At 51.1% G+C, this 25,154-nt stretch carries 26 protein-coding genes and 1 riboswitch; of the genes, 10 read left to right on the top strand and 16 right to left on the bottom strand.

Translation table 11 applies throughout. The features are described 5' to 3' along the window. Positions 1-15: 15 nt before the first annotated feature. From ABNN70_RS07805 to ABNN70_RS07740, 14 genes are all read right to left on the bottom strand, one after another. Positions 16-525, bottom strand: coding sequence for a PilZ domain-containing protein (locus ABNN70_RS07805; protein ID WP_353947457.1), 510 nt, complete (start codon positions 523-525; stop codon positions 16-18). Continuing rightward, on the bottom strand, positions 518-1,246 hold the full coding sequence (locus ABNN70_RS07800) for an EAL domain-containing protein (RefSeq protein ID WP_353947456.1): 729 nt from the start codon (positions 1,244-1,246) through the stop codon (positions 518-520). The genes ABNN70_RS07805 and ABNN70_RS07800 overlap by 8 nt, the downstream gene beginning before the upstream one ends. A 141-nt stretch (positions 1,247-1,387) precedes the next feature. Next, a riboswitch (cyclic di-GMP riboswitch) is annotated at positions 1,388-1,470 on the bottom strand. A gap of 102 nt (positions 1,471-1,572) precedes the next feature. Beyond that, positions 1,573-1,806, bottom strand: a complete 234-nt coding sequence (csrA, locus tag ABNN70_RS07795) for a carbon storage regulator CsrA (RefSeq protein ID WP_353947455.1) — start codon at positions 1,804-1,806, stop codon at positions 1,573-1,575. A gap of 4 nt (positions 1,807-1,810) precedes the next feature. Then, positions 1,811-2,248: a flagellar assembly protein FliW gene (fliW, locus tag ABNN70_RS07790; protein ID WP_353947454.1), complete on the bottom strand. Its 438-nt coding sequence runs from the start codon at positions 2,246-2,248 to the stop codon at positions 1,811-1,813. A 9-nt stretch (positions 2,249-2,257) separates the two neighbouring features. Continuing rightward, positions 2,258-2,848 carry a DUF6470 family protein gene (locus ABNN70_RS07785; protein WP_353947453.1) on the bottom strand — a complete coding sequence of 197 codons (591 nt, stop codon included), beginning with the start codon at positions 2,846-2,848 and terminating at the stop codon, positions 2,258-2,260. A gap of 19 nt (positions 2,849-2,867) precedes the next feature. Next, on the bottom strand, positions 2,868-3,764 hold the full coding sequence (gene flgL / locus ABNN70_RS07780; RefSeq protein WP_353947452.1) for a flagellar hook-associated protein FlgL: 897 nt from the start codon (positions 3,762-3,764) through the stop codon (positions 2,868-2,870). 3 nt (positions 3,765-3,767) lie between these two features. After that, complete coding sequence (gene flgK, locus ABNN70_RS07775) at positions 3,768-5,237, bottom strand: flagellar hook-associated protein FlgK (protein ID WP_353947451.1); 1,470 nt, start codon at positions 5,235-5,237, stop codon at positions 3,768-3,770. Between the two features lie 21 nt (positions 5,238-5,258). Beyond that, positions 5,259-5,744 carry a flagellar protein FlgN gene (locus tag ABNN70_RS07770; RefSeq protein ID WP_353947450.1) on the bottom strand — a complete coding sequence of 162 codons (486 nt, stop codon included), beginning with the start codon at positions 5,742-5,744 and terminating at the stop codon, positions 5,259-5,261. Positions 5,745-5,783: 39 nt separating this feature from the next. Beyond that, positions 5,784-6,047 carry a flagellar biosynthesis anti-sigma factor FlgM gene (gene flgM / locus ABNN70_RS07765; RefSeq protein ID WP_353947449.1) on the bottom strand — a complete coding sequence of 88 codons (264 nt, stop codon included), beginning with the start codon at positions 6,045-6,047 and terminating at the stop codon, positions 5,784-5,786. Between the two features lie 137 nt (positions 6,048-6,184). Further along, a complete protein-coding gene (locus ABNN70_RS07760; protein WP_353947448.1) occupies positions 6,185-6,589 on the bottom strand; it encodes a TIGR03826 family flagellar region protein in 405 nt (134 codons plus the stop codon). Between the two features lie 97 nt (positions 6,590-6,686). Further along, a complete protein-coding gene (locus ABNN70_RS07755) occupies positions 6,687-7,448 on the bottom strand; it encodes a phosphoribosyltransferase family protein (protein WP_240697252.1) in 762 nt (253 codons plus the stop codon). After that, the gene (locus ABNN70_RS07750; protein ID WP_353947447.1) at positions 7,445-8,872 is read right to left on the bottom strand and encodes a DEAD/DEAH box helicase; all 1,428 of its coding nucleotides are present in this window, start codon (positions 8,870-8,872) and stop codon (positions 7,445-7,447) included. Before ABNN70_RS07750 ends, ABNN70_RS07755 begins: the two co-directional genes overlap by 4 nt. Positions 8,873-9,074: 202 nt before the next feature. Next, positions 9,075-9,761 carry a response regulator transcription factor gene (locus ABNN70_RS07745; RefSeq protein ID WP_129928850.1) on the bottom strand — a complete coding sequence of 229 codons (687 nt, stop codon included), beginning with the start codon at positions 9,759-9,761 and terminating at the stop codon, positions 9,075-9,077. A 195-nt stretch (positions 9,762-9,956) separates the two neighbouring features. Continuing rightward, positions 9,957-11,132, bottom strand: a complete 1,176-nt coding sequence (locus tag ABNN70_RS07740; protein WP_353947446.1) for a sensor histidine kinase — start codon at positions 11,130-11,132, stop codon at positions 9,957-9,959. A gap of 260 nt (positions 11,133-11,392) precedes the next feature. On the opposite strand from ABNN70_RS07740, the gene ABNN70_RS07735 reads away from it, so the two are divergent. From ABNN70_RS07735 to ABNN70_RS07710, 6 genes are all read left to right on the top strand, one after another. Further along, on the top strand, positions 11,393-12,049 hold the full coding sequence (locus ABNN70_RS07735; RefSeq protein WP_353947445.1) for a YigZ family protein: 657 nt from the start codon (positions 11,393-11,395) through the stop codon (positions 12,047-12,049). A 184-nt stretch (positions 12,050-12,233) separates the two neighbouring features. Next, a complete protein-coding gene (locus ABNN70_RS07730) occupies positions 12,234-13,337 on the top strand; it encodes an LCP family protein (protein WP_353947444.1) in 1,104 nt (367 codons plus the stop codon). 450 nt (positions 13,338-13,787) lie between these two features. Next, entirely contained in the window at positions 13,788-14,681 is an 894-nt protein-coding gene (locus tag ABNN70_RS07725) for a zinc ABC transporter substrate-binding protein (protein ID WP_353949406.1), read from the top strand. 58 nt (positions 14,682-14,739) lie between these two features. Continuing rightward, positions 14,740-15,495 carry a metal ABC transporter ATP-binding protein gene (locus ABNN70_RS07720; RefSeq protein WP_353947443.1) on the top strand — a complete coding sequence of 252 codons (756 nt, stop codon included), beginning with the start codon at positions 14,740-14,742 and terminating at the stop codon, positions 15,493-15,495. 17 nt (positions 15,496-15,512) lie between these two features. Next, on the top strand, positions 15,513-16,433 hold the full coding sequence (locus ABNN70_RS07715) for a metal ABC transporter permease (protein ID WP_353947442.1): 921 nt from the start codon (positions 15,513-15,515) through the stop codon (positions 16,431-16,433). Beyond that, a complete protein-coding gene (locus ABNN70_RS07710; protein ID WP_129928804.1) occupies positions 16,426-17,307 on the top strand; it encodes a metal ABC transporter permease in 882 nt (293 codons plus the stop codon). The genes ABNN70_RS07715 and ABNN70_RS07710 overlap by 8 nt, the downstream gene beginning before the upstream one ends. Positions 17,308-17,611: 304 nt before the next feature. Here the strand turns inward: ABNN70_RS07710 and ABNN70_RS07705 are convergent, their stop codons facing one another. Continuing rightward, positions 17,612-18,916, bottom strand: coding sequence for an Nramp family divalent metal transporter (locus ABNN70_RS07705; RefSeq protein ID WP_353949405.1), 1,305 nt, complete (start codon positions 18,914-18,916; stop codon positions 17,612-17,614). 354 nt (positions 18,917-19,270) lie between these two features. Next, a complete protein-coding gene (locus tag ABNN70_RS07700) occupies positions 19,271-20,326 on the bottom strand; it encodes an MraY family glycosyltransferase (RefSeq protein WP_129928806.1) in 1,056 nt (351 codons plus the stop codon). Between the two features lie 242 nt (positions 20,327-20,568). Here ABNN70_RS07700 and ABNN70_RS07695 point away from each other — a divergent pair, with 242 nt between their 5' ends. The 4 genes from ABNN70_RS07695 (at position 20,569) to ABNN70_RS07680 (ending at position 25,050) form a co-directional block, all read left to right on the top strand. Then, the gene (locus ABNN70_RS07695; protein WP_353947441.1) at positions 20,569-21,315 is read left to right on the top strand and encodes a WecB/TagA/CpsF family glycosyltransferase; all 747 of its coding nucleotides are present in this window, start codon (positions 20,569-20,571) and stop codon (positions 21,313-21,315) included. 137 nt (positions 21,316-21,452) lie between these two features. Continuing rightward, positions 21,453-22,715: an aminopeptidase P family protein gene (locus tag ABNN70_RS07690; RefSeq protein ID WP_353947440.1), complete on the top strand. Its 1,263-nt coding sequence runs from the start codon at positions 21,453-21,455 to the stop codon at positions 22,713-22,715. 79 nt (positions 22,716-22,794) lie between these two features. Beyond that, positions 22,795-23,739: an aldo/keto reductase family protein gene (locus tag ABNN70_RS07685; protein WP_129928808.1), complete on the top strand. Its 945-nt coding sequence runs from the start codon at positions 22,795-22,797 to the stop codon at positions 23,737-23,739. A gap of 162 nt (positions 23,740-23,901) precedes the next feature. Beyond that, positions 23,902-25,050 carry a glycerate kinase gene (locus ABNN70_RS07680; protein WP_353947439.1) on the top strand — a complete coding sequence of 383 codons (1,149 nt, stop codon included), beginning with the start codon at positions 23,902-23,904 and terminating at the stop codon, positions 25,048-25,050. Positions 25,051-25,154 lie beyond the last annotated feature (104 nt).

The following is a 25,154-nucleotide window of genomic DNA, read 5'->3' as shown; positions in this document are numbered from 1 at the left end:
CCAGTTCCCTGTGGTTCATATAATTCTGAATTCTGGTTTCTTCCGCTGCAGAAAGTCGCTGAAAAGCACACCATATTCGACCGCTGTCCTCCCATGTTTCACCTTTTTCCAGGCAACTGTTCCCTGCATATGTATCAGTGTCCCCTCATCCATCGGGAATGAGACATAGATAAGCACTTCCTCCTTTATCGGAAAATTAAGTGGACAGGAGAGCCTGATACCGCCAAGGCTGATGTCTTTTATTTTTGCATCCACATTTTTATTATTAAGTTTCCGGAGGTCGCGATCCCCGAAATCAAGGATCCGCACCTGGCACGGTTCATCGTCCACAACCAGCCGGTAGTGCTTTCGCCTGTCCGGGACCTTTTTTGATTTGGCTTCAAAAATCTGTTGTTCCAGTGTTCTGCCGGAAAGTTTCGTTTTCTTAACTGCACGTCTGATGTGGATGTAGCACAGGGTGACCATACAGAACAGGACGAGATCCAGACCTGATAAAAGCCAGATCCATGCCTGCGAACTAAGCATGCCCACGCACCGCCTTACCCAGCAGATGCGGACGACCGAGCGCATAGCCCTGCGCATAATGAATGCCCATTTCTCTGATGTAGTGAATATCCTTTGCGGTTTCAAGGCCCTCAAAAATCAGTTTTGTATGAAATTTTTCACAAAATCGGATAAGAAAAGCGACATACGCCTGTTTCTTCTCCGACGTTCTCAGGTCAATCGAAAAGTAACGGTCCAGTTTAATGTAATCGGCATCAATCTCGATCGTCCGGTTCATGTTATCGGGCCCCTTACCAAAATCATCCACGGCGATCCGTATGCCGGCCTGCCTGATCAGCTTCAGCACGTCCTGCAACCCGGACAGATCATCAATACGCTCGTTCTCAACCATCTCGAAAACCAGCTGTCCGGCAAGAAACGGATAAGTCCCGATCAGATCCTTGATCACGGAAACCAGACCGGCGTGCAGCAAGGTCGAAGGATAAATATTCAGGAATAACTTTTGCCCCTTATCCTTCTGCCCGGACTCGGCGAATGTACGGACGGCTTTTTGTACGGAATGAACATCCAGTTCATAAAGTCTTCGTTTCTTTTTGGCCAATTGATAAGCCTCCTCGACAGTCGAAAAAAGAGGCGACCTGAACAGGGCTTCAAAACCTTCAATCGTCCGGTTCTCCAGATTGACAATGGGTTGAAAATGGTGAAAAAATTTTCCTTTTGTAATGAAATTAATCCACAACACAAATACGCTCCTCCCTGAACATGAAGAAAAACTTGCCAGCCAGAACCCTGACAGCATAAGAAACCTTATCTTTCATTTCCTCCCAAAGAGAAAAAAACGGCGCGCCGAAAAACTCGGCGGCCGCTGCGGCTCTTCCTGCATTTCGGCAACCCGGCGATCCTGGCTTTCGCTTTAGACCCGCGGCTTTGCGACCCTGCCTTTCAGCAGGTGTGCTCTTTTCGTCAGAAAAATATTTAATTTAGCATTTATACGTTGACACATACAGGTCTTTATGTCAATGACTTTTGACCTGTTTTTCTTCATAAAAAGAAAAAAATCAGAATCTGTTATTTCTTCCTGATTTTCTTCAAAGCGTCCAGAATATCTTCAGATGGCCGGTTCACGGCCGCCTGACTGTTCAGTTTCTGTATGGCCTCATAGACTTCGCTGCGATTGATATCCACTTCACGCGGGGCTTCGATTCCGAGCTTTACCTGATCTCCGTCAACAGCAACAACTTTTACTTTAATCTGTTCACCGATCCGGATCGACTCTCCCGGTTTACGTGTCAGAATTAGCATAACTTCACGCCCTTTTCGCGGCCACGTCATCCGTCAGACGCTGACGCAGGGAATAAGGGGAATGATCCGGGATGTACTGTTTACCTGTTTTCTTTCGTGTGTTAATGATCACCGGGGCCTTCAGGTTCACCGTTGATTCGGTAAACGGATCCTGAACACTGACAATCACCCAGACACTGACTTCCTGCCGGGAACGCACATCCAGCTGCCTGACGAACACATCCGGAAGATGGATACTGTAAGCGTTGAAAAAAAGGAAGGGTGACGTGATAATAAATGCGACATCCGGATGATCGACGGACTGCAGGATGGAGAACGCTTCCCCGAATGGCTGGATAATGAACCGCTTATCATCAGCAAACCCGGGCAGCCCCGAAGAAAAGGATATGATCTGCTGTTCATCGATCTGCTGCATGCCATAGTATTTGGTTTGAATGTTCATAAGCGGCTGTTATCCTTTCTGATCTATGTATAAGCCGACGGCCCGGATGTCAAGCGACGGGTCCTGCTGCATCGCCAGGCGAACCTCGCCGGGATGATAGGTGACTTCCGGCGCGCGGATCCGGGCGCTGATCTCCGGCGGACGGGTCTGCCACCTGATCCGAAGCTGGTCCGGGACCACCTGAATGTGAACCGCTTCTGACACCGGCGTGTTCCCTGTGTTATAGTGCGTGCCGATGACTGCCATCTTTGCATGTGCCGCGGCCTGATCGGCAATGATGTTTCGGCCCTTATTTTTTTCAATATGCAGGAGTTCTTCTGCCTCATGTGCGTGACGGGAAATGCCGTCCAGCACGGCCTGCGTGCCAGCTTCAGCCGCCTCCTGTATCCGGACGGCAGCCGACTTCAGATCAAGATTGTGCCAGGCGACCGACTGATCCATCCGCAGTTCGGCGGACCTGCGATCCACATGCATTTCTGCAGGAGACTGGCGGATCAGGACATCGGCCTGCGGCTGCCGGATCTCCTGCCGGGCGTTCTGCGTCCGGATGGAAATTTTTCCGAAAGTCTGATGCATCTCCAGATGAGGTAAAATACCCATCATGATTTCCCTCCTGCCCTTATTTCAGAAAGTCGAGGAGTGAGGTCTGGATAATCCGCGCACCAACGGCAAGAGAGGCGTTATAGATATTCTGCTGCTGATTCAGCTGGATGATCGTCTCCGCATAATCCACATCCTCATTATTGGACATAATTTTTGTCGCAATCGTCTTCTGCTGGTTCAACCGGTTACTGATCATATCGACCCGGTTCGTTTTTGCGCCAAGTTCAGCCTGCGCACGGGCGACTTCATCCAGATGGGTATCCAGTTCTCCAAGATGCGCTCCGATTGCCGCTTCATCGGCGTTTCCATTGTTCAGGTCACCGATCAGGCGATCCAGATCACTGAAAAGGTCCTCAGAAAAAACACTGTCCGGGGCGATATTCACCGACACACTGATCCCGTCATTGACATCGACAGCCAGATCCGGATGGCTGAGCGCATCCGGGCGAAGGGTGACGGTCCCGTCATTACCTGTTACAAGGGGCGGATTGGCGGTGTCACTGCCACTGAATATGTACTGACCTCCGACCTGTGTATTTCCGATGGTCACGAGCTGCTGCTTCAGCTCGGCAACTTCTGTCCCGATCGCCTGACGCTGTTCAGCGGTATGGGTTCCGTTACTCGCTTCTACGGTCAGCTCACGAATCCGGTTCAGTACGTCATCGGTCTGCTGCAGGGCGTCGTCTGAACTGTCGAGCCACTTATAGGCTGTGGTTACATTTTTCCGGTACTGTTCTACGTGACCGACATCCGTCCGATAGGAAATCCCCATGGTCGCCACAATCGGATCCTGCGAGGGCCGCGTGATTTTTTTACCCGATGCCAGCTGATTCTGTGAGTCGGCCACTCTACCGTAGCCCTGTGTTATATTCTGGAGGATTTGATTCGTCATCATCCCCTGCGTCACGCGCATTGATTATCCCCCCATTCTATTGATCAGCGTATCGAGCAGGGTGTCAATCGTGGTGACCACCCGGGCTGCCGCACCATAAGTGTGCTGAAACTGAATCAGATTCGTCATTTCTTCATCCATGTTCACCCCGCTGATCGATGCCCGGCGGTTCTCCGCCGCCTGACGCATCGTCGCTGAGTTACCGTTAAACTGCTGAGCGGACTGGGCGTTGACACCAATCTGCCCGATCAGGCCCTGAAGGTAATTTTTTAACGTAGTCTCTGACCCGTTGCCGTCAAAATCAAACCGGTCAGCCGCAATCACATCGGCCAGGGCCAGTGCTCCGGCATGATCACCGGAAGGGGCATCTGCCAGATTGGATGTGATATCTGACCCCTTAAGGGCCTCGTTCACATGGAGATTTTCAGCAGTCACCGTCCCGTCCTGCCCCTGAAAAAACCAGTCTATACCGGATTCCTGTGATCCACCGGTCTGCTGAAAAGCATCGTTAAAGGAGGTGGCCAGCTGCGCTGCCATACGATCCAGACTCTGCAGCACAGCCGGATAATCATTCGTATAGGCCTCAATCAGTCCCTGAAGTTTTCCGGAAAAGCCCGACAGTTCCTGACCGTCCATGGCCACGGTCACCGATGGCTCGGCAGAGTCGATCGCTGAAGCAAGATTTGCGGCAGTCAGCTGCTCCCCGTCGACGAGCCGTGCGGGCGGGTCAAATGAACCCCCGTTCTGATCAACCATTTCAATCGTGTATTTGCCCTCGGCAGTTGCCGAAGCATGACCTCCGCTCGGAACCGGGGTCACTTTAATATGAACCAGTCCGGCAAGCTTATCCGTAAGTAGATCACGTTCATCATAAAGGTCATTAGCCAGAAAACCGTTTGCTTCCTGCAGACCGATTTCTTTATTCAGTGCATTGATCCGATCTGCATAATTGTTAATCAGATGCGTATTTTCCGTGATCTGCTGCTGCAGGTTATTTTGCACCTTCGCAAGCGATCGGGCGATATAATTAAAGGTATCCGCCACTTCTTTGCCTCTTTGCAGAACGACTGTGCCCGTTCCTCCTGTACCCGAGTGACTGGCCAGGTCCTGAATCGACTGCCAGAAACCATCCAGAACAGAAGAAATTCCGGTTTCTGAGGGTTCATTGACAATGTCTTCCATCTGGCTGTACGCGTCACTCAGGGCGGACCAGTACCCGTTCTGGTTTGCATTTTCCCGGACCTGCAGATCCACAAACTGATCCCGGATCCTGACAATAGAATCATCGATGACCCCGGTGCCGGTCTGGCCCGCTCCATGTGGTGCATTGATCCCTGCTGCGGGATACGGCAGCCAGCTTTTCAGATTGACGCGCTGGCGCGAATAGCCATCCGTTCCGGCATTGGACACATTATGTCCCGTTGTCTGGATTGCTTCCTGCGTCACCTGCAGCGCGCGCTGCATCATATTCAGACTTGAAAAAATAGGAATCATCTGCTTAAACCTCCGTCTCTGTCAGGCACGTGAATCAATCCGTCCGCTGAACCTGCCGGCTGATCCGCTCTGAGCGTTTCCCGGTTGGCCGTAACCTGAAGGCCCGGTACCCGGCATCAGCAGATTCAGATTCAGTCTGACCCACTGCAGGGACTGGCGCAAAAGATCCTGATTCAGCTGATTGAGCTGTTTCAGCGTCAGAACCGAACGGCTAAGCTTCAGATACAGGGCATGCCACTCCGGCTGTTCTTTTTCTGAAAGCGCGGCCTTCTCCCATTCACTGAATGCAGCATTCGCTTTTCCTGTATCTTTCCGGACAAGCTGCGTCCTTTTCTGTTCCAGAGCGCGCAGTTTTTCGGCAAGCGGCTCTTCCTGCCTGGTCAGACGGTCGACTGCATCGGCGTCGCCCTTTTTTATCGCTTCTAGCTTGGCAAGACCGGTTTCACGCAGGTGCTCCTGTACACTTATGATCTGCAGAATCGTTTGCTTCATCATTTCAGCCGGCATCACTTCAGCCTTCTTTCTTAACCGCGTCCGGACCCGGTCTTATTTCCGGTTCCACCACGCGTACATTTTTCGTGCAATATCTTCCGAAGAGACATGATAGGTACCGACGTCAATCTGAGCCTTAATGTTCTGTACCTTATCCAGGCGCTCCTGTTCCAGTCGATGAGCGCCCTGCATCCGCTTCGCTTCAGAAGAAATTTCAACTTTATCGGACTGAGCCGGAGCGGTGCCCGGCTGTTTTCCCTGATGGGGCAGCGGGTATTTCCCATAAGGCTGGACCGGCTGGTAACCATCAATCTTCATCCTGTTCACCTCTGTTTCAGATTTTACATGCAGCGGCTGATCACGGTCACTCTGCTTCCGCCGCCTGCCGGAGAAACAGTCCGTAAGTTTCTGCCTGATCGTTTCAATCTGTATATCGGATGAATGGGTTCCATTGTTTAACTATTGCGCTTCGTGTGGTAGGTCCTCGAAACCCGCGACTGCTCCCTGAATGCTTTTTCTTTCTCATCACGCCGGACAGCCTCTTCCAGCTTTTGGCGGCAGTCCGGACAAAGCGCCCCTTCCGTGATGATTTTCCCACAGCTTTTACAGGGATAGCCGAGATTGGGAAACATGGAGGAGACCAGACGCCCTTCACGCACCCACTGATAAATCAGTTCCGTTTCCACACCGGTTGCCTCGTGAACCTGCGGGACAGTGGCCATCCGATTCTCCTGTTCGCGGATAAAAGCGTAGACTTTGTCAAATTTATCTTCCTGTTCTTTCCGACAATCCGGGCAATATGGGGAGGACGTGCGGACAAACAGTTTCCCGCACTTGATACAGTTCGCAAGTTCAGCCACTGCTGTCCCTCCTTCACTACTTGTTTTTATTATAGCCGACAATGACTCCGATTACATTATCGGCACACTGAAAAAATAGTTAAGTGAAAAAGAGAGATCACCCGTGAATCAGCGTCAGCCCATGAATCTGCACCGGACCGGCCTCACGGAGCGCTTCTGCAGCAAAATGCAGCGTGGCGCCTGTCGTGTAAATATCGTCAATCAGCAGAACGCTTCTGCCGGTCAGCTTCGCGGCAAGGCTCTGATCCAGTTTGAACGGGTTCTCCCGGTTCAGCCGATCATGGCGATGCAGCTTGCTCTGCTTCTGCTGTCCGCCCGGGCGTCTGAGTGCCGGAACCGGGGTCCCCGGAAGGAGACGCGCCAGCAGTTCAGCCTGGTTATACCCGCGTTCTTTTAATCGTTCCGGGCTGAGCGGCATCGGAACAATAACCGGCGGATCCGGAGCGCGCTTCAGCGAGAAAAAACGCCGGCGCCCGCTGATCCGGTGATAGGCCGCGCGGAACTCCTGCCTGAATCCCTCGACAAGTACGGCATCTCCGCGAAACTTGAAACGCTTCATGATGTCCTTCATCTGGTTATTGTAGCTGAACAGGGCCGTATTCTTACCGAACGCCCTGCTTTCTTCACTGGATTGCCAGAGCAGACAGTCGGCGCAGACCTGATCCTTTGAAGGCATGCCTTCGGGGACCAGACGCAGATCTCTTCCGCAGAACCGGCAGCTGTGTCCGCCAGGAATCGGCAGCAGCCTGTCCCGGCACGACCGGCAGAATCCGGGTGGATTTTCGGGTGACAGAAGTGTACGGAAAGTCAGAGGTTCCCGTCGCTCTGACCCGCATAACAGACAAATCAGGCCGTTCAAAATCCCGCCTCCTTATTCATCTGCTCGATATGCCGCCGCGCGCGGATCATCTCGATGGTCTTTCCGTCATGAAAAAACAGGACATCACCGCCCGGATGCTCCGGTGATCTGCCTGCGCGTCCAGAAATCTGGACGAGCGCCCGCTCATCAAAAACCGGATCATCCGCACCAAAGACCGCCACTTCAACACCCGGAACGGTTACACCGCGTTCAAGAATCGTCGTTGTGACCAGAATGCGCAGTTTTCCTTCCCGGAAAAAAGCCACTTTTTCATGGCGCTCAGGATCATCCGCATGGACGCCGGCGACGCGCTCCATCCCCTTTTTCTGCAACAGTCCGGCAAGCTGCCGGGCCAGCTTAACGGACGAAACAAAGACAAAGAGACGGGTTTCGGGCGCCGCTTTTTGGCGCAGCCAGCGATAAAAAGGCTCAGGAATCTGCTTTTGGGCCATCGACTTTTTCCAGTTGCCGATCCACTGAAATCGGGGAACCGGCAGCGGATGCCCATGATATCTTCCGGCGATTTTGACCCCGCGCAGTTTTCCTGACAGAAAGGCGCGCTTCAGGCCGGCAGGCGGCGTGGCCGTCAGGAAGGCAAACGGGGCCTGTTCTTTCGCTGCTTTATGAACAGCAAAGGTAAGGACCGGATCAGCATGAAAGGGGAAAGCATCTACTTCATCGATAAAGACGCAGTCAAAACAGTGGTAAAAGCGCAGCAGCTGGTGGGTTGTCGTGATCAAAAGCGGGGCATGAAACCACTTTTCATGGCTTCCACCGTAAAACACGCCGACCGGCACCTCCGGAAAAGCAGCACGGATTCGCGGTGCAAGCTCCCTTACGACGTCTGTCCTCGGTGAGGCAATTGCTATCCGTTTCCCCTGTAAAAGCCGGTCTTCCACCGCCGGAAAGATCAGTTCCGTTTTCCCTGATCCGGTGACCGCCCAGATCAGAAATGACCGGCCTTCAGCAAGTGAACGCCTGAGCTGGCCGGAAGCGGCGGCCTGCCGGGGTGACAGGGTTCCCTTCCAGACGCACAGTCTGCCTGATTTGTTCACATGAGGCACTTGTGCTGCAGGCGCCGGTCCGTTCCACGTCAAAAGGCGGGTACACGAACGAATCACGCCCATATTCAGGCAGCGGCGGCAATAGACGCAGAGATGCCCGCAGCGACCGCAGAAGTGCATTCCAAAGGCATCCGGATCTGTGTTTCCACAACGCCGGCAGATATTCTTTTTGACAAATGAAAAAGGAAACGGCAGCGCGTCAGCTGTTTCAATACCCGGGCGAAGGGTGATCCATCCCTCTTGTATCTGCTTACGGATCACCTCATCAGGAAAGGGAAGCTCTTCCGGGAGGCATTCCCTGCCATACAGAAACTGCTGCAGTCCGGGATGAATGGACGAATGATCTGATGTGTGCATCATGAGTAAACCCTCTTTCACATCAAGGATAAAGTGAAACTTCAATCAGTGGGGATCTTACTGCCCGTTCATGCGGGATATAAAGGGGGTTTGGGGCACCAAAGGGATGATGGCAGAAGAGACAGATCGTGATTGATTATTTATTCGACAAAAAAAGAAAGGATCCTCCTTCCTGTAACAAAAAGGGATCCTCTCTTTTAAAAGATTAATAGATTTTTACCCAGCCATGCTTAATCGCTTCCACAACGGCCTGCGTGCGATCTTCCACACTTAACTTCTGCAGAATATTGCTGACGTGGTTTTTCACCGTTTTTTCACTGATGTATAAGTGCTCACCGATCGCCCGGTTACTCTTTCCGTCAGCCATCAGCTGCAACACTTCGCATTCGCGGTGAGTCAGAATATGCAGCGGAGGACGGTATTCCATATCACGGAAACCCGAGGGCTCGCTGTAATAGCCATTGGTTGCCAGCCGGCGAAATTCATTGACCAGATTGTGGGTCACTTTAGGATGTATGTAAGCTCCGCCCTGTGCCACGATGCGTACGGCTTCAATCATCGAATCGGCGTCCATTTCTTTAAGCAGATAACCGAGTGCCCCGGATTTCAGCACATGTGTCACATAGCTCTCATCATCATGAATCGAGAGAATGATGACTTTCAGATCGGGATGATTTTTAATCAGCTGGCGGGTCGCTTCAACACCGTTCAGCTTCGGCATATTGATGTCCATCAGGACCACATCAGGTTCGGTTTCTTCAATCAGTTTTTCAGCGACACTTCCGTCGTCGCCTTCTGCAACCACCTGAAAGTCCGGCTCCATATCTAAAATGCGTTTCACACCTTCCCGAAAAAGGCGGTGATCATCGATCAAAGCAATGGTCGTTGTCATCGGACGTATATTAGTCACGCTCACTCTGCTGCACGAACATGGCGATGTGAAAAAGATCATCGACGCCGGTTCATCTCCCCTTCCTCTCCATGTGTCCCTGATGCAGCAGATTGTTCACCTCTCTTTTATAATCGGAAATTGCCTGTTGACGTACGGGACGAACGCGTATCCGATCTTATTTTTCCTGTCATGATGTCATTTTCCCAGTTTATCTTCCGGTTGAATCGGAATATGAACCAGCACGGATGTACCGTGATTGGGTTCTGAATGGATGGTCAGTTCACCGTTCAGCAGTTCCGTTCGTTCACGCATGCCGATCAGCCCATAGCTGCCTTCTTTTTTCTTCGTCTGATCAAAACCAATGCCGTCGTCCTTTACCAGAATGATGACCTGGTCTTTTCTGTATTCCAGCCGGATCTTCACATGATTCGGTTTGGCGTGGATGCAGGCATTCTGAACGGCTTCCTGAGTCAGTCGGAATAAAGCAGACTCAATCCGTGACTGAAGACGGAGTTCATCGCCGATACTCTTAAAACTAACAGCGACAGAAGGAAAATCGCCATTCAGCCTGTGTAAGTATTTCTTCAGGGTCGGAACCAGGCCAAGATCATCCAGGCTCATCGGGCGCAGGTCATAAATGATCCGGCGAACTTCAGCAAGTGCGCCCTGCACCATACTCCGATACTTACTCAGTTCCTCACGGGCGGCCGCTTCGCCTTCCCGCTTGCTGACACGCTCAACGATCTCCAGACCCAGCAGAACCTGTGCAAGGGTCTGTGCCGGTCCATCATGAATTTCACGGGAAAGCCGCTTACGTTCTTCCTCGAGCGCTTCAATAATCTTCATGCCCAGAGCCCGCTGTTCGCGTGCACTGGCTACTACATCGCCGACCTGCTTCAGATCGCTCGTCAGATAGTTAAGCACAACGGTGACCTGGCCGGTCAGTTTATCCGCTTTTTTAATGGTTGCTTCCAGCTGAACCATCCGCCGCTCAAGGCCGTTTCGTCTCAGTTTGAGCTGTTTTTCCATCTCGCGGACGACAGAGAGACCGTTCTGAATATGATTGGCCTGTTCATACGCCTTCCGGATATCTTCTTCCCCGTACCGTTTGAAGTCCTTACTGATATCCGCCAGCCTGCCGCGTGATTTTCTGGCTTCAATTTCCAGCCGGTCGCTTCGTTTAATGACTTCTTCCAGTTCTTTTTTCACAAAGCGGAGTTCTTTCGTAACGGTGTCGAACTCTTTTCTTGACTCTTCACCAATTTCGAAGATCTGCTTTTTGCTGCTGCTGACGTTCTCGACCATGTTATCAATAATCTTGTCGAGCCGCCTGATATCAAGCGGTTTATTTTTGTTCATGCCGGCTGACATTATTTCCCTCCAACATTCACTGTAACGAATCAAATCAGGTCACGCTAGACACATAATGCCTATCTCTGCATAGGACATAAGCACTAATTCCCGCCTGAGGTCTTCACTTATCATTTTTGCCGAAGCAGGACGGGATAGCAAGTGTATTTTTTACCATTCTTATTATTATAGCAAATTATCCGGCCGGTCATGGCACCTGCATGCTTTTTCTGCTACAATTTTCACCATGGAAGACCAGTAAACTAAGGGGGAAACCATGGATGGTACTTATCCCTTACCGGACAGTCAGGCATCAGGGGCGTGCAGAAACTGATATCCGCCGCTCACGCTTTCTCACATTCGCCGCCCCTGTTCAGACAGAGGAAGAAGCTGAAGCTTTCATTCAGTCCAGACGAAAAGAAGACTGGAAGGCAAATCATCACTGTTACGCCTATATAATAGGGAAAAAGAAGGAGATTCAAAAAGCGAGTGACGACGGTGAACCGAGCGGGACAGCCGGTGTACCGATCCTTGACGTCCTGAAACGGCGCGGAGTAACCGATACGCTCGTTATCGTCACACGTTATTTCGGCGGAATCAAACTGGGGGCCGGCGGGCTGATCCGTGCTTATGCGCATAGCGCCGCAGCCGGACTCCATGCCGCTGAAGTAATCGATCAGATCCCCTCCACCCTCTGGAAAGTCACGGTCGATTACCATCTGAGCGGGATGCTGGACAACCGGCTCAGAGACTCTCCCTGGCAAATAAAAAATGTAGATTATACGGATCGGGTGACCTGCCACGTCTATACAGAACAGAAAGCCGGTAAACAGTTCCGCACGTGGATACAGGATCTGACATCTGCACAGGCAGAGGTTGAGCAGGAAGAGGAACTTTATCTCAGCCGGAGGGCACCTGAGCCGGGAGAAGAGCCCTGAAAAAGATGATGAATTTTGTCATATTTCATTGCCCAATGGGGACAACTTCTGTAGAATGTTCTTAATATATACAGCGCCTGGTAATTATTTTCAAGTCATTTGCCGGGGAAATGCTTCGAATAATTTATTATGTTGCTTGAACACAGCGGCATCATCTACAGGTCTGAAGGAGAACTGAATCCAAATGACAGTAAGCAGACACATCAATCGGCAAAACAACAAACGACGCAGGCGCAGAAAAACACTGTTGATTATTTTAGCAGTTTTTGTTGTTCTCGCAGGGTGCGCGGCAACATATGGCGTTTATCTGACAAAAAAGTTGCAAAATGTCACAGATCATGCGCAGAATCAACTCACACGTGGCGATAAATCTGATTTGCGAACAGAACAGGTGGATCCGGTAAAGGACAATTTCTCAATTCTCTTTCTGGGGATTGATAAGCGGGAAAATGAACCTGCCCGTTCCGACGCCATGGTGCTGGCGACTTTTAATCACGGCTCGAATAAGGTCAAGATGGTCAGTATTCCGCGTGACTCCAAGGTTCAGATTGTTGATCCGACGGGCACCCGCGACTATGGCATTTCTAAAATCACCCACGCTCATGCGTATGGTGATGCCAATGATAATCAGGGCGTTGACTATACGGTGGCCACGGTAGAAAAATTATTCGATATTCCGGTTGATTATTACGTTCAGGTTGATTTTAAGGCTTTTGTTAAGATCATTAATGCCCTTGGCGGTGTAAAAATGGATGTACCGGTACGCCTTGTGACTCAGAACAGTAAAGATAAAACGGGCAATGATGCCATCGTGCTTGAACCCGGCATGCAGACGCTGAACGGAGAACAGGCCCTGTCTGTCGTCCGAAATCGTAAATCACCGGGATCCGGCGGCGACTTTGGACGCGGGCTGCGGCAAATGGAAATGATTGAAGCCATTGTCAAAAAAAGTACACAGCTCTCCTCCGTGACCAAATACGGCAACATGATTGATTCACTGAACGGCCATTTCCAGACCAATCTGACTTTTGGCCAGCTGCTCAGTCTGCGCAAATATGCCGGTTCCCTTTCCAGCATCGATTCGATGCAGCTGAAGGGGACGGATGATTCAAGTACCGGGGTCTATTATTACACACTTGACCAGTCGTATCTGCAGGAAGTCAGCAGTGAGCTGCAGAATCAGCTGGGCGTCACGCCTACCGCAACCGACGGAGCCGGCAGTGACGCAGACCCATCAGACGACCCCACAGGTCAGTCCAGGGCGGCCAGTCCGAAAGCAACACACTGAATGAATAAAAGGGCGCATGAAGAAAAACCGGCCGGCCGGCCAGTTACCTGTAACTTATTTATATGGGGGGGCATCCATGAGGGTGACCCTCCCTTTTTTGTATCCCCTCTACCTGACTGCCCCGCGCGGGTGTCGAAGTCTGTCATTTTAATTTCATTGACCGATGAAACGGATCATGTGTATGATAAAGGTGCAAGATTCCTGAGGGAAATAGAGTTAGCCACAGGAAAACAAGTGCGGCGTCTTACTTCTCACGTCAGTGGCCTGGCCGGCCTTGCTGTTCCCTTCTGCAAATTTAGAGAACGGCCGGATCACAGATTTTTATGAACCGACCCGCTGATTTTTTTTAGCCAAATTGTTTCCTTGAGCTAACTTTGTTTCCCGACCAAAAAAGGAGTGAGGACACACGTGGATTTTTCAGAAACCAGACGAATTTTTACCAGGCTGTTCATGATCCTGCTTGCTTTATCTGTGATTACCGGTTGTACCAGCCGGCCCGGTTCTCCTGCAAGCGGAAAACTACAGATCACAACCACCGTCGGCATGATTCGCGACATCGTTGAGCAGGTCGGCGGGGATCATGTCAAGGCAACCGGCCTGATGGGACCCGGCATCGATCCCCATCTGTACAAAGCCTCTCAGGGTGATATTCAGAAGCTGGAAAATGCGGACATCATTTTTTACGGCGGGCTGCATCTGGAAGGAAAGATGACCGAGATCTTTGAAAAAATGGATCAGCGGAAACCCGTTGTTGCCGTGACACGGGATATCCCGGAAAAAGACTTGCGCACAACCGAAGAAGGTGCCCATGACCCGCACGTCTGGTTCGATGTTCAGCACTGGATCACGGCGACTGAAACCATCCGCGAGACCTTAATCGAAGAAGATCCGGATCATAAAGAAGATTATGAGAGAAACGCGAAAGCCTATATCGCGAAACTGGAAGAACTGGATCAGTATGCCCGTGAGCAGATCGCAACCATCCCCAAAGAACGCCGGGTACTGGTTACCGCCCATGATGCGTTCGGCTATTTCGGAGACGCCTATGCGATCGAAGTCCGGGGGCTTCAGGGATTGAGCACCGCTTCTGAATATGGATCAAGGGATATCAGTGAACTTCGGGATTACCTTGTCGATAAAGGGATCAAAGCCGTCTTTGTCGAGTCCAGCGTGCCCAAACGGTCCATTGAAGCGGTGGTCCGCGGGGCAAAAGAAAAAGGCCACCATATGGAAATCGGCGGAGAATTATTCTCTGATGCGATGGGGGAACCCGGAACGGAAGCGGGGACCTATATGGGTATGGTTCGCCATAACGTCGACACCATTGTCCGCGCGCTAAAATAGGCAAAGGCCGCTCTGCCGGAAAAACAGTTGAAAAGCAAGACCAAAGGAGGAATTTAAGATGACCGCACCCTTAACCGTAAAAAATCTGACTGTCGCCTACCAGAAACAGCCGGTTCTGCGCAACGTGAGTTTTGACATACCTGAAGGAAAACTGATCGGGATTGTCGGGCCGAACGGAGCCGGAAAATCCACCCTGATCAAAGGAATCCTTGGATTAACGCCGAAAGTCAGCGGCGAAGTGGCTATTTACGGAAAAACTTATAAAGAACAGCGCAAACTGATCGGCTATGTCCCGCAGCGTGAATCCGTCGACTGGGATTTCCCGACAAACGCACTGGACGTTGTGACGATGGGGCGCTACGGACACCTTGGCTGGTTCCGCCGCCCCGGAAGAAAAGAAAAGGAGCTGGCGATGAACTGTCTGCGCCATGTGGGCATGGAAAACTTCACCGACCGGCAGATCAGTCAGCTCTCCGGCGGACAGCAGCAGCGCATCTTTCTCGCCAGGGCACTGGCTCAGGATGCCCGGCTGTATTTTATGGATGAACCGTTTGCCGGTGTGGATGCCCGAACCGAAAAAGCCATCATCACCCTGCTTCATGAGCTCAGGCAGCAGGGGAAAACCGTACTCGTCGTGCATCATGATCTGAATACGGTCAGGCAATATTTTGACTGGCTGATCTTACTCAATGTCAGTCTGATGGGTATCGGCAAAACAGAAGACCTCTTTACACGGGAAAATCTGCAGCACACCTATGGCGGAAAATTAGTCATGTTTGATTCCGATAAGAAGTCCTCATTCATGATCAACTAAAAATTGGAGGTGGTACGGTGTCCTGGCTGAACTTTCTTCAGGATCCGAATACGCGGTGGATATTGCTGGCCACCACACTGCTCGGACTAAGCAGTGGTGTCATTGGCTGTTTTGCCTATTTGCGCAAACAGTCGCTCATAGGGGATGCCCTTTCTCATGCGGCTTTACCGGGCGTTTGTTTAGTCTTTATCATCACCGGATCCAAGTCCATACTTCTCTTTTTGACCGGAGCACTGATTGCCGGCATTCTGGCAACCCTTCTGATCGGCTATATAACGAGGCACACCCGTATCAGTCAGGATGCAGCGCTGGGGATCACCCTGTCCTTTTTCTTTGGTATCGGCATCGTGCTTCTGACGCAGATTCAGCACAGTGATGCAGGCAATCAGAGCGGACTGGATAAATTCCTGTTTGGTCAGGCTGCATCTATGATCCAGGATGATGTGATCACGATGATTGTCATCTCGGCCATTCTGGTCAGTGTCTGCGCCTTATTCTTCAAGGAATTCAAGCTGCTTTCCTTCGACCCTGGATTTGCAAAAGGGATCGGCCTGCCTGTCGTGATTCTTGATCAATTGATCATGTTACTGATTGTCATCGCAGTCGTTGTCGGGCTGCAGGCCGTCGGCGTCGTCCTGATGGCTGCTCTCCTGATTACGCCTGCCGTCGCGGCCAGGTACTGGACGGAAAAACTGCACGTCATGATCATGATTTCCGGCATGTTCGGGGTATTGAGCGGTGTCATGGGAACCCTGCTCAGCACCGTCGTTAAAAATATGCCGACCGGTCCGCTGATTGTCCTGTCCGCAACCATTCTTTTTATCACATCCATGCTCTTCGCGCCAAAACGCGGATTAGTCGCCCGGGCGCTTCTCCGGGCATCGGTCAAGAATAAAATACGGGTTAAAGAAACGGGGAAGGAGCTTCACTGTGAGTGATTTCTGGATTATTTTGATCGGAGCACTGGTCGCCTGCTCCTGCAGTCTGGTCGGCTGTTTTCTCGTCCTGCGTAAAATGTCCATGATCGGAGATGCCATCAGCCACTCCGTCCTGCCCGGAATCGTGATTGCTTTTCTGATGAGTGGGTCACGGGATTCCCTGGTGATGATGATGGGGGCCGCTGCCATAGGTTTGCTGACTGTCTTATTGATCCAAATGTTTCACCACAGTGGCGTACAGTCCGACGCCTCTATCGGTGTTGTCTTTACTGCACTGTTCGCGCTTGGTATTGTCCTGATCAGCGTCAGTGCCGGCCAGGTCGATCTGGATTTGGATTGCGTCCTGTACGGTGAAATCGCCTATGCGCCCTGGAATACCCTCACCGCCTTCGGTATCGACATCGGCCCGAAAGCCGTCTGGGCGGTGGGTTCTGTTTTCCTGATCAGTCTGACTGTTATTGGCCTGTTTTATAAACAATTCAAGCTATGCGCCTTCGATCCGGCCATGGCGGCAGCCGTCGGCATACCGGCTCTCCTTTTTCACTATTTATTAATGAGTCTGGTTTCTCTTACAACCGTTGCTTCCTTTGAAAGTGTGGGTGCCATTTTAGTTGTCGGCATGCTGATCATTCCCGCTGCCACCGCCTGGCTGCTGGCTGAAAAACTGAGTATCATGATCGGCATCAGCATGATCCTCAGCATCCTCAGTGCCGTAACGGGCTACTACTCCGCTTATCTGTTCGATGCATCAATTGCCGGAGCCATGATCGTCGTTGCCGGTGTTTTCTTCCTGATTACCCTGCTCGTCTCCCCATCACATGGCCTGGTGATCAGGGCATTAAAGCGGAGAAAAACAGCAGCACAGGTATCATGAGTGGAAATCCTATTTATTTCAGAATCCTGTTACCCCTTCTAAGACACAGGGCCTGTTGTTTTTCGCTGCGGGTTTCCAAGGGTGGTCCGTGAGCCTCTTCGCCCGGTACTCTCGCTGCGGGAACTCATGATCCCGCGGGAGTCTCGCATCTCCGGCTGAACTCTGAAGGGCAACGTGAACCTGGCCGGGGCATATTAAAGAGAGAACCTGATCCTTCAGGTTCTCTCTTTAATCAGTAAAATTGTTCGTTTCATCAGAGGATAAGCTCCCCATCCCACCTGCGGCGACGGGCATGTCCCGGATCTCAGCCGAAAAATGTCTGGTAAAGCAGGAAGATATTCAGGCAAATGATGATTCCGGCAATAACCCAGGCGACCGATGAAGTCAGCTTGCGGTTGACCAGGTTGCCCATGATGTCCTTTCTTGCAGTGAAAATAATCAATGGAATCAGAGCAAGCGCGATGCCAAAGGACAGCACAACCTGGCTCATCACAAGTGCATACGTCGCATTGGCACCGGAAATAACAATCGCCAGCGGCGGAACCATAGAGCAGATCCGTCTGATAAAAATCGGGATTTTTTTTCGGATGTATCCCTGCATAATAATATCGCCGGCCAGTGTGCCAACCGATGAGCTGGACAGACCGGCTGACAGGAGACCAATGCCAAAGAGCAGCGCGGCAGAGGGGCCAAGCAGATCGCCAAACTTATTGAACGCAACCGTCAGATCATCAATAACAATTCCCTGTGTATGGAAGGTCGAAGCAGAGACAATCAGCATGGTCGCGTTAATAAAGCCGGCCAAGATCATGGCAATCAGAATATCAACCAGTTCAAAATGAAAGATCCTTTTCTTCTCTTCAGGTGACTGACCAATGACTCTTCGATTGGTCAGGCCGGAGTGCAGATAGATCGCATGCGGCATAACCGTTGCTCCCAGAATCCCGGCAGCAAGCATGATACTGTCGGTGCCCTGAAACTGCGGGACAACCATCCCTTTGAAAACAGGGGCAAGGGGCGGAAACGCCATCAGCATCTCACAGGTAAATGCCCCGACAACCACGAAAACCATCATCGCAATGACCACTTCCAGCGGTCGATACCCTTTCACCTGAAAGAGTAGAATAGCAAGCGCACAGATCGCTGTCAGAATGGCTGAGGGAACCATTGGAATACCGAAAACCAGATTAAACCCTAATGTGGCACCGATAAATTCTGCCAGGTCAGTCGCCATAACCATGACTTCCCCCTGGATCCAGAACAGAACAGAAGCCCAGGTCGGATAATGTTCACGTGACACTTCAGGAAGATTTTTTCCTGTGGCTATGCCCAGTTTCGCTGACATCGTCTGAATCAGGATCGCCATCAGATTCGAGGCCACACAGACCCACAGCAGCATATATCCATATTGAGAACCGGATTGAATGTTCGTCGCATAGTTCCCAGGATCGATATAAGCAACTGCGGCAATGAATGCCGGTCCGAGAAAGGGTAACACCTGCTTCCAGCCCTGTCTCGACGCAATCACTGACTGAAACGTTTTGGAATGATCTTTTCTCCCCCGGGTTCGTGGCACCGCCTGAGCCTGGGCACCGTCTACGGCCTGCAGGATCGATCGTTCATCCTCTCGATAAGACACGCTATCATCCTCCTCTTTGCCCGAAGAATATTTGTTTCTTTAGGGCAACTCTTGTTTCCACTAACAACATACACCCGTCACCGAATCATTGCAACCGATTTTCCCCTGTGAAGCGATTACAATTAAATTTTTTTTATGGGATCAGGCTAAAGCGGAAAACTGGGAAACGATATCGGGTTGCCGGTTGTTCTATCCGATAGAATAGCGGCAGAATGTGACGGGAGCAAAGGGTCATCTTTCTTCATGCGTGAAAAAAACATGACCGGGAAATTTCCCGGTCATGCCTTTCAATCTGTCTATCTATAAAACACTCATTCAGCATACTTATTTTACTTTGCCAAAGCTGACGAGACGCTTGTACACTGTCAGTAGCGGCTTATAATTCGCGCTGACCAGACCCACGCCTTCGACAACGAGTTCAATCACGAGCATGACGCCGACAATAATGATCAGTGACCCCAGCAACGTCGATGTAGACAGCAGGATTGCGGCCAGTGCAAAAAGTGCACTCATCCCATAAATCAATAATACGGTCTGCCCCTGAGTAAATCCGAAACGGAGCAGGCAGTGATGAAGATGAGATTTGTCCGGCGCTGTTATCGGTTTTTTGTGGACCAGCCGGCGGATAATCGCAAACAGCGTATCGGAAATCGGGACCGCCAGAATAACGATCGGAACAACCAGCGAAAACAGGGTGACATTTTTGAATCCCAGTAAGGCCAGTACAGAAATGACATAGCCGAGGAAATAACTTCCCGTGTCCCCCATAAAGATCTTCGCCGGATGGAAATTATAGGGCAGAAAGCCGAGTGTACTGCCGAGAAGCAGGGTGCTGACCGCAAAGACAAACATATTGCCCTCGGTCAGGGAGAGCCCGGCGATCGTCAACAGAACAATTGAGGAAACCCCCGCCGCAAGCCCGTCCAGCCCGTCGATCAGATTAATCGCATTCGTGATCCCCATGATCCACAGCAGCGTGAGCGGCACGCTGAACCAGTAAAGGTGCAGTACACCATTAAACGGCAGATTGATAAAGGTGACCGTAATGCCACCCTGAACGATAACCAGTGCCGCACAGAAATGGGCGACAATTTTAATTTTCGGTGACAGTGAAAACAGATCATCGAGAACGCCCGTCAGAATAATAATGACGCTTCCGATCAATAGCGGGACAGTATAACTGCTGTCCGGCCAGATCACCAGCATACCGGTGATAAAAGCAAGATAAATGGCCAGTCCGCCCATGCGCGGCATGATTTTCTTGTGAACCTTTCTGGCATTTGGAACATCGGTTGCGCCGACCCGAAGTGCCAGTTTTTTCACGAGAGGGGTCAGCCCCAGTGCAATAAGGAAACATATAAAGAACATAATGTAAACCATTGACCGCCCCTCCTTATCTATTAAACGGACAAACTATGACTCAAATTAACCAGAAGACTCATTTCTCCAAGACATTATATCACATTGTAAAGGCTGCACCATGATCAATTTACAGCTGATTTACTCTGTACACAACTCATTAATATTAGTGTACAATGTTTTTAGCTTAAGAGACAAAATTCGGCAATTTTTTGACTTTCTTTTCAGATGACTGATACAGCCTGCGAAAGAAGTGATTTTACTTGGATAAAAAAAAGAAAATTGGCAATATATATATGAACGTTTTTTCATCAAAGAAAGAAGCGCTCGCGGCCAGTCTGTCCTTCATAGCGCGGAAATCAAAGCTTGATCTGTTTTTCCTTAACGACTATGGATTTAATATCGCGCAACAGGACGGGGCATATCGTAAGATTCTGAATCAGGCCGGCCTTCTTCTGAACGACGGGATCGGTATCAAGATTGGAGCCAGAATCTGGGGGATTCAGCTTCAGGAAAATCTGAATGGGACTGATCTGATCCCGCTCTTATTAACACATGCAGCAGCGGAAAATCTGTCCGTGTACCTGCTGGGGTCTACAGAGCAAAATGTACGCCTTGCTGCTGAACACCTGAGTCAATCGATCGGCGGACTGAAAATTGCCGGCTGCCATCATGGCTATTTCCAGTCAGATGACGAAGTGGTCCCGGCTATTAATCAGTCCGGAGCAGATATTCTGCTCGTGGGGATGGGCATGCCTCTGCAGGAAAAATTTATTGCCCGTAATCACGCATCACTCAGGCCGTTAACCCGCATCGCTGCCGGCGGTTTCATCGATTTTGCCTCGGGGATGAAGCCACGCGCACCGAAATGGATGCGAAAGCTCAATCTTGAATGGCTGTACCGGATGTGCCTCGAGCCGAGGAGGATGTGGCGGCGTAATGTGATTGGCCATGCGCAGTTTTTTTTCCACGTAATCCGGCTTAAATTAAAAGCAGGTCGCGACGCCTGACTCTGATTGAGTGGCAGGTTACCTGTTCTTTATTTGAAAAAAGCGGTTTACCGGATGAAACAGATCGTCATGATCAATCGGCTTGTGACATGATAAAATAGAAGAGGACGTAACACAACACGAAGGAAGGCTGAACGATGGATAAACAATTTTTCACCCGTAATCGGAAGAAGCTGTATGAAACGCTTGAAGATCAGTCCCTCACCATCCTCTTCGCCGGGGAAGCGGCGCACCAGTCGGCTGATGAAAGCTATCCCTTTTATCCGAACCGAAATTTTTACTATCTGACAGGCATTACAGAACCGAAAATTGTCTTCGTCGCGACAAAATATGGCGGGCAGGTTCATGAAACGCTGTTTATCCAGCGGGCTGATCCCTGGATGGCCCGCTGGTACGGTGAAACAATCACGGCTGACGAAGCACGGGAAGCTTCCGGCATCGAAAATATCGAACTGCTGGACAAGCTCGACAGCTTTATCCGGGGTGAATTCGATGGCCGCGTTTACAGGCACCTCTATGCGGATCTTGAAGCCAAATCATGGGAATTCCCGTCAAAACCGTCGAATAAATTCGCAGCTGAAGCGGCGGTCCACTACCCGTACCTGACGATCCACAACCTCTACCCGGTACTCAGTAACTTCCGGGTCATCAAATCTCCGGAGGAAATTGAACAGATTCGAAAAGCTGGCCAGATTACCGCAGACGGCATCCGGCACGTACTGGCCAACGCCCGTCCGGGCATGCGGGAATACGAACTGGAAGCTTACTTCAATTTTATCCTGAAAAGCCGCGGTGTGACGGAGTTTGCCTTCCCAACCATCCTTGCGAGCGGTTATAATGGCACCATCCTTCACTACTCGGCGAATACGGGCACGGCAACAGATGGCAGTCTGGTGCTGCTTGATCTCGGGGCGCAGTACAATTATTACAATGGCGATATCAGTTACACCTTCCCGGTCAACGGCAGGTTCACTCCCCGCCAGAAACAGATATACGACATCGTTCTGCGCTGCAACCGGGCAATTACGAAAAAGGTCAGGCCCGGGCTGCCGTTCAAAGAACTGAATCAGTTTACGATACGCTTTTTCACTGAAGAACTGCTGAAAATTGGTCTGATTAAAAAACCGGAAGATGTGCGTAAATATTATTTTCACGGCGTCAGCCATTCTCTTGGTCTCGATACGCATGATGTCGGCAACTATCGGGAAACAAAACTCGCCCCGGGCGAAGTCATCACCAATGAGCCCGGGCTCTATATCCCTGAAGAAAGCATCGGCATCCGGATTGAAGACGATATTCTCTGCACCGAAGACGGTTACGAAGTCCTTACGGAAGGTCTTCCGCGAACGACTGATGAAATTGAAACCTATATGACTGAGCACAACGCAAACATGAAATAACGGACTCAAAAAGGCCGATCACCACCTTCTGAGTTACAGGAGTACGAAAACTGAAAAATTTATCAGAGGAGGTTTTTTGATGAACTATCGTCATCTGGGTCGCAGCGGCCTCAAAGTGAGTGCGGTAAGTCTCGGAAGCTGGCTGACTTACGGTGGTTATGTGGAAAACCGGGCAGCCGTGGATACGATGCACAGAGCTTATGATCTCGGCATCAACTTTTTTGACACAGCCAACGTTTATATGCGCGGTGAAGCGGAGAAAGTGGTCGGAAAGGTGATTAAATCATTCCCGCGTGAATCGATTGTCCTCTCCACCAAGGTGTTTTTCCCGATGGGCGATGGCCCGAACGACCGCGGCCTGTCACGTAAACACATTATGGAACAGGCGCATGCCAGCCTGAAACGCCTCGATGTAGATTACATTGATCTTTACTACTGTCACCGATTTGATCCGGAAACGCCTATTGAAGAAACACTGCGCGCTTTCGATGATCTGATTCATCAGGGCAAGGTGAATTATATTGGGGTCAGTGAATGGACAGCGGAACAGATTGCCGAAGCGGCGCATCTTGCCGATGATAAACTATTGAACCACTTTGTAGTCAATCAGTCTCAGTACAGCATGCTGCACCGGGATATTGAAAAGGAAGTGATTCCTGCCAGCAAGGCACACGGCGTCAGTCAGGTCTGCTGGTCTCCTCTTGCCCAGGGCGTTCTGACAGGTAAATACACATCTGTGAACCATATTCCAGCCGGCAGCCGGGCCAGTGCACATAAAGGCAACATAAACAGATTCCTGACAGAGGCGAATCTGAAAAAAGTAGCGGAACTGAAGAAAATTGCCGCAGAACTGGGGATCACCATGGCCCAGCTTGCTCTCGCCTGGATTCTCAGACAGGATAATGTCGCAAGCGTAGTGGTCGGTGCCAGCCGTCCGGAACAAATCGAAGACAACGCTGCAGCAGCTGATCTCACACTTGAACCGGACGTTCTGAAAAAAATTGAAGGGATCCTGACTGATTAACAGACAAACGGGCAAAGCCTGACCCGCTTAAATGACAGCGGGTCAGGCTTTTTCCTGCACGATTTTCTCAAATCCGGGACAAGTCGACAGATTATTTCCCGGGTAATCATAGAACCTGATAGAATAGATATAGACTATAAGAAGGGCGGGAGCATATCTGTTATGAAAATGGTTATTGCACCTGATTCATTTAAAGAATCCCTGACTGCACTTGATGCCGCCCGTTCCATTCAGCGCGGTATGAAACGTATATTTTCCGATGCAGATTACGTCCTCGTTCCCATGGCAGACGGGGGTGAAGGAACGGTCCAGTCGCTGGTCGACGCGACGGGAGGAAAGCGACTGAACCTCACAGTCACCGGGCCGCTTGGCGCGCCTGTCCCTGGATTTTTTGGCCTTCTGGGGGACGGACAGACTGCCGTAATCGAGATGGCTGCGGCCGCAGGGCTCGAATTTCTCCCTCCATCATCGCGTGATCCGCTACGTGCGACCACCTATGGAGTTGGTGAGCTGATTCGGGCTGCCATGGATCATGGCGCGCGGCATATTATTATGGGGCTTGGCGGCAGCGCAACAAATGACGGAGGATGCGGCATGGCCCAGGCACTCGGTGCCCGGCTGCTGGATGCGGCAGGCAGGCAGATCCCGCCGGGCGGCGCCGCACTCTCACGCCTGAGCAGGATTGATTTGTCATCGGTGGATCCCAGGGTCCACAGTACCCGCTTTGAGATCGCCACCGATGTCACCAACCCGCTCACGGGCAGGAACGGGGCATCAGCCGTCTTCGGTCCTCAGAAAGGCGCCGATGCATCAGCTGTTACCCGGCTTGACCAGGCACTGGCTCGTTTTGCGGAAGTGGTCGCACATGACCTGAACATAGCCGTAGATCAGGTGCCAGGTGCTGGTGCAGCCGGGGGCCTTGGCGCCGGCTGCCTCGCTTTTCTCAAAGGACAGATCCGTCCCGGGATTGACCTTGTCATACGTGAGACAGGCCTTGAGAAGAAGCTGAAGGATGCCGATCTGGTCCTTACGGGGGAAGGAAAAATTGACGGGCAGACCATTTATGGTAAAACACCGGTTGGCGTTGCCCGTGCGGCAAAAAGACACCATATCCCGGTGATTGGTGTGGCAGGAGCCCTGTCCGCGGGATACGAAGCCGTATACGCAGCCGGTATCGATGCCCTCTTTTCTATTGTTCCAGGAGCTGTGCCCCTGAAACAGGCACTGGCAGAAGCCGGGGCAAACCTCGAACGCACGGGTGAGAATATCGCCAGACTCATTCAGCTTACGGGCGGGATGAAGAAAAACTAAGCGACCGGCAGCATCGAGACGACTCCGGAAGCTGAGTCATACTGAATCTGTTTTCCAATGAAAAACAGCTGAGGCCGTCCTCCTGATAAAGGATGACCCCGGCT

The organism is Sporolactobacillus sp. Y61, from assembly GCF_040529185.1.
GTDB lineage: Bacteria > Bacillota > Bacilli > Bacillales > Sporolactobacillaceae > Sporolactobacillus.
Note: the sequence above shows the minus strand (reverse complement) of the source record. Positions and strands in the feature narration are given on the sequence as shown.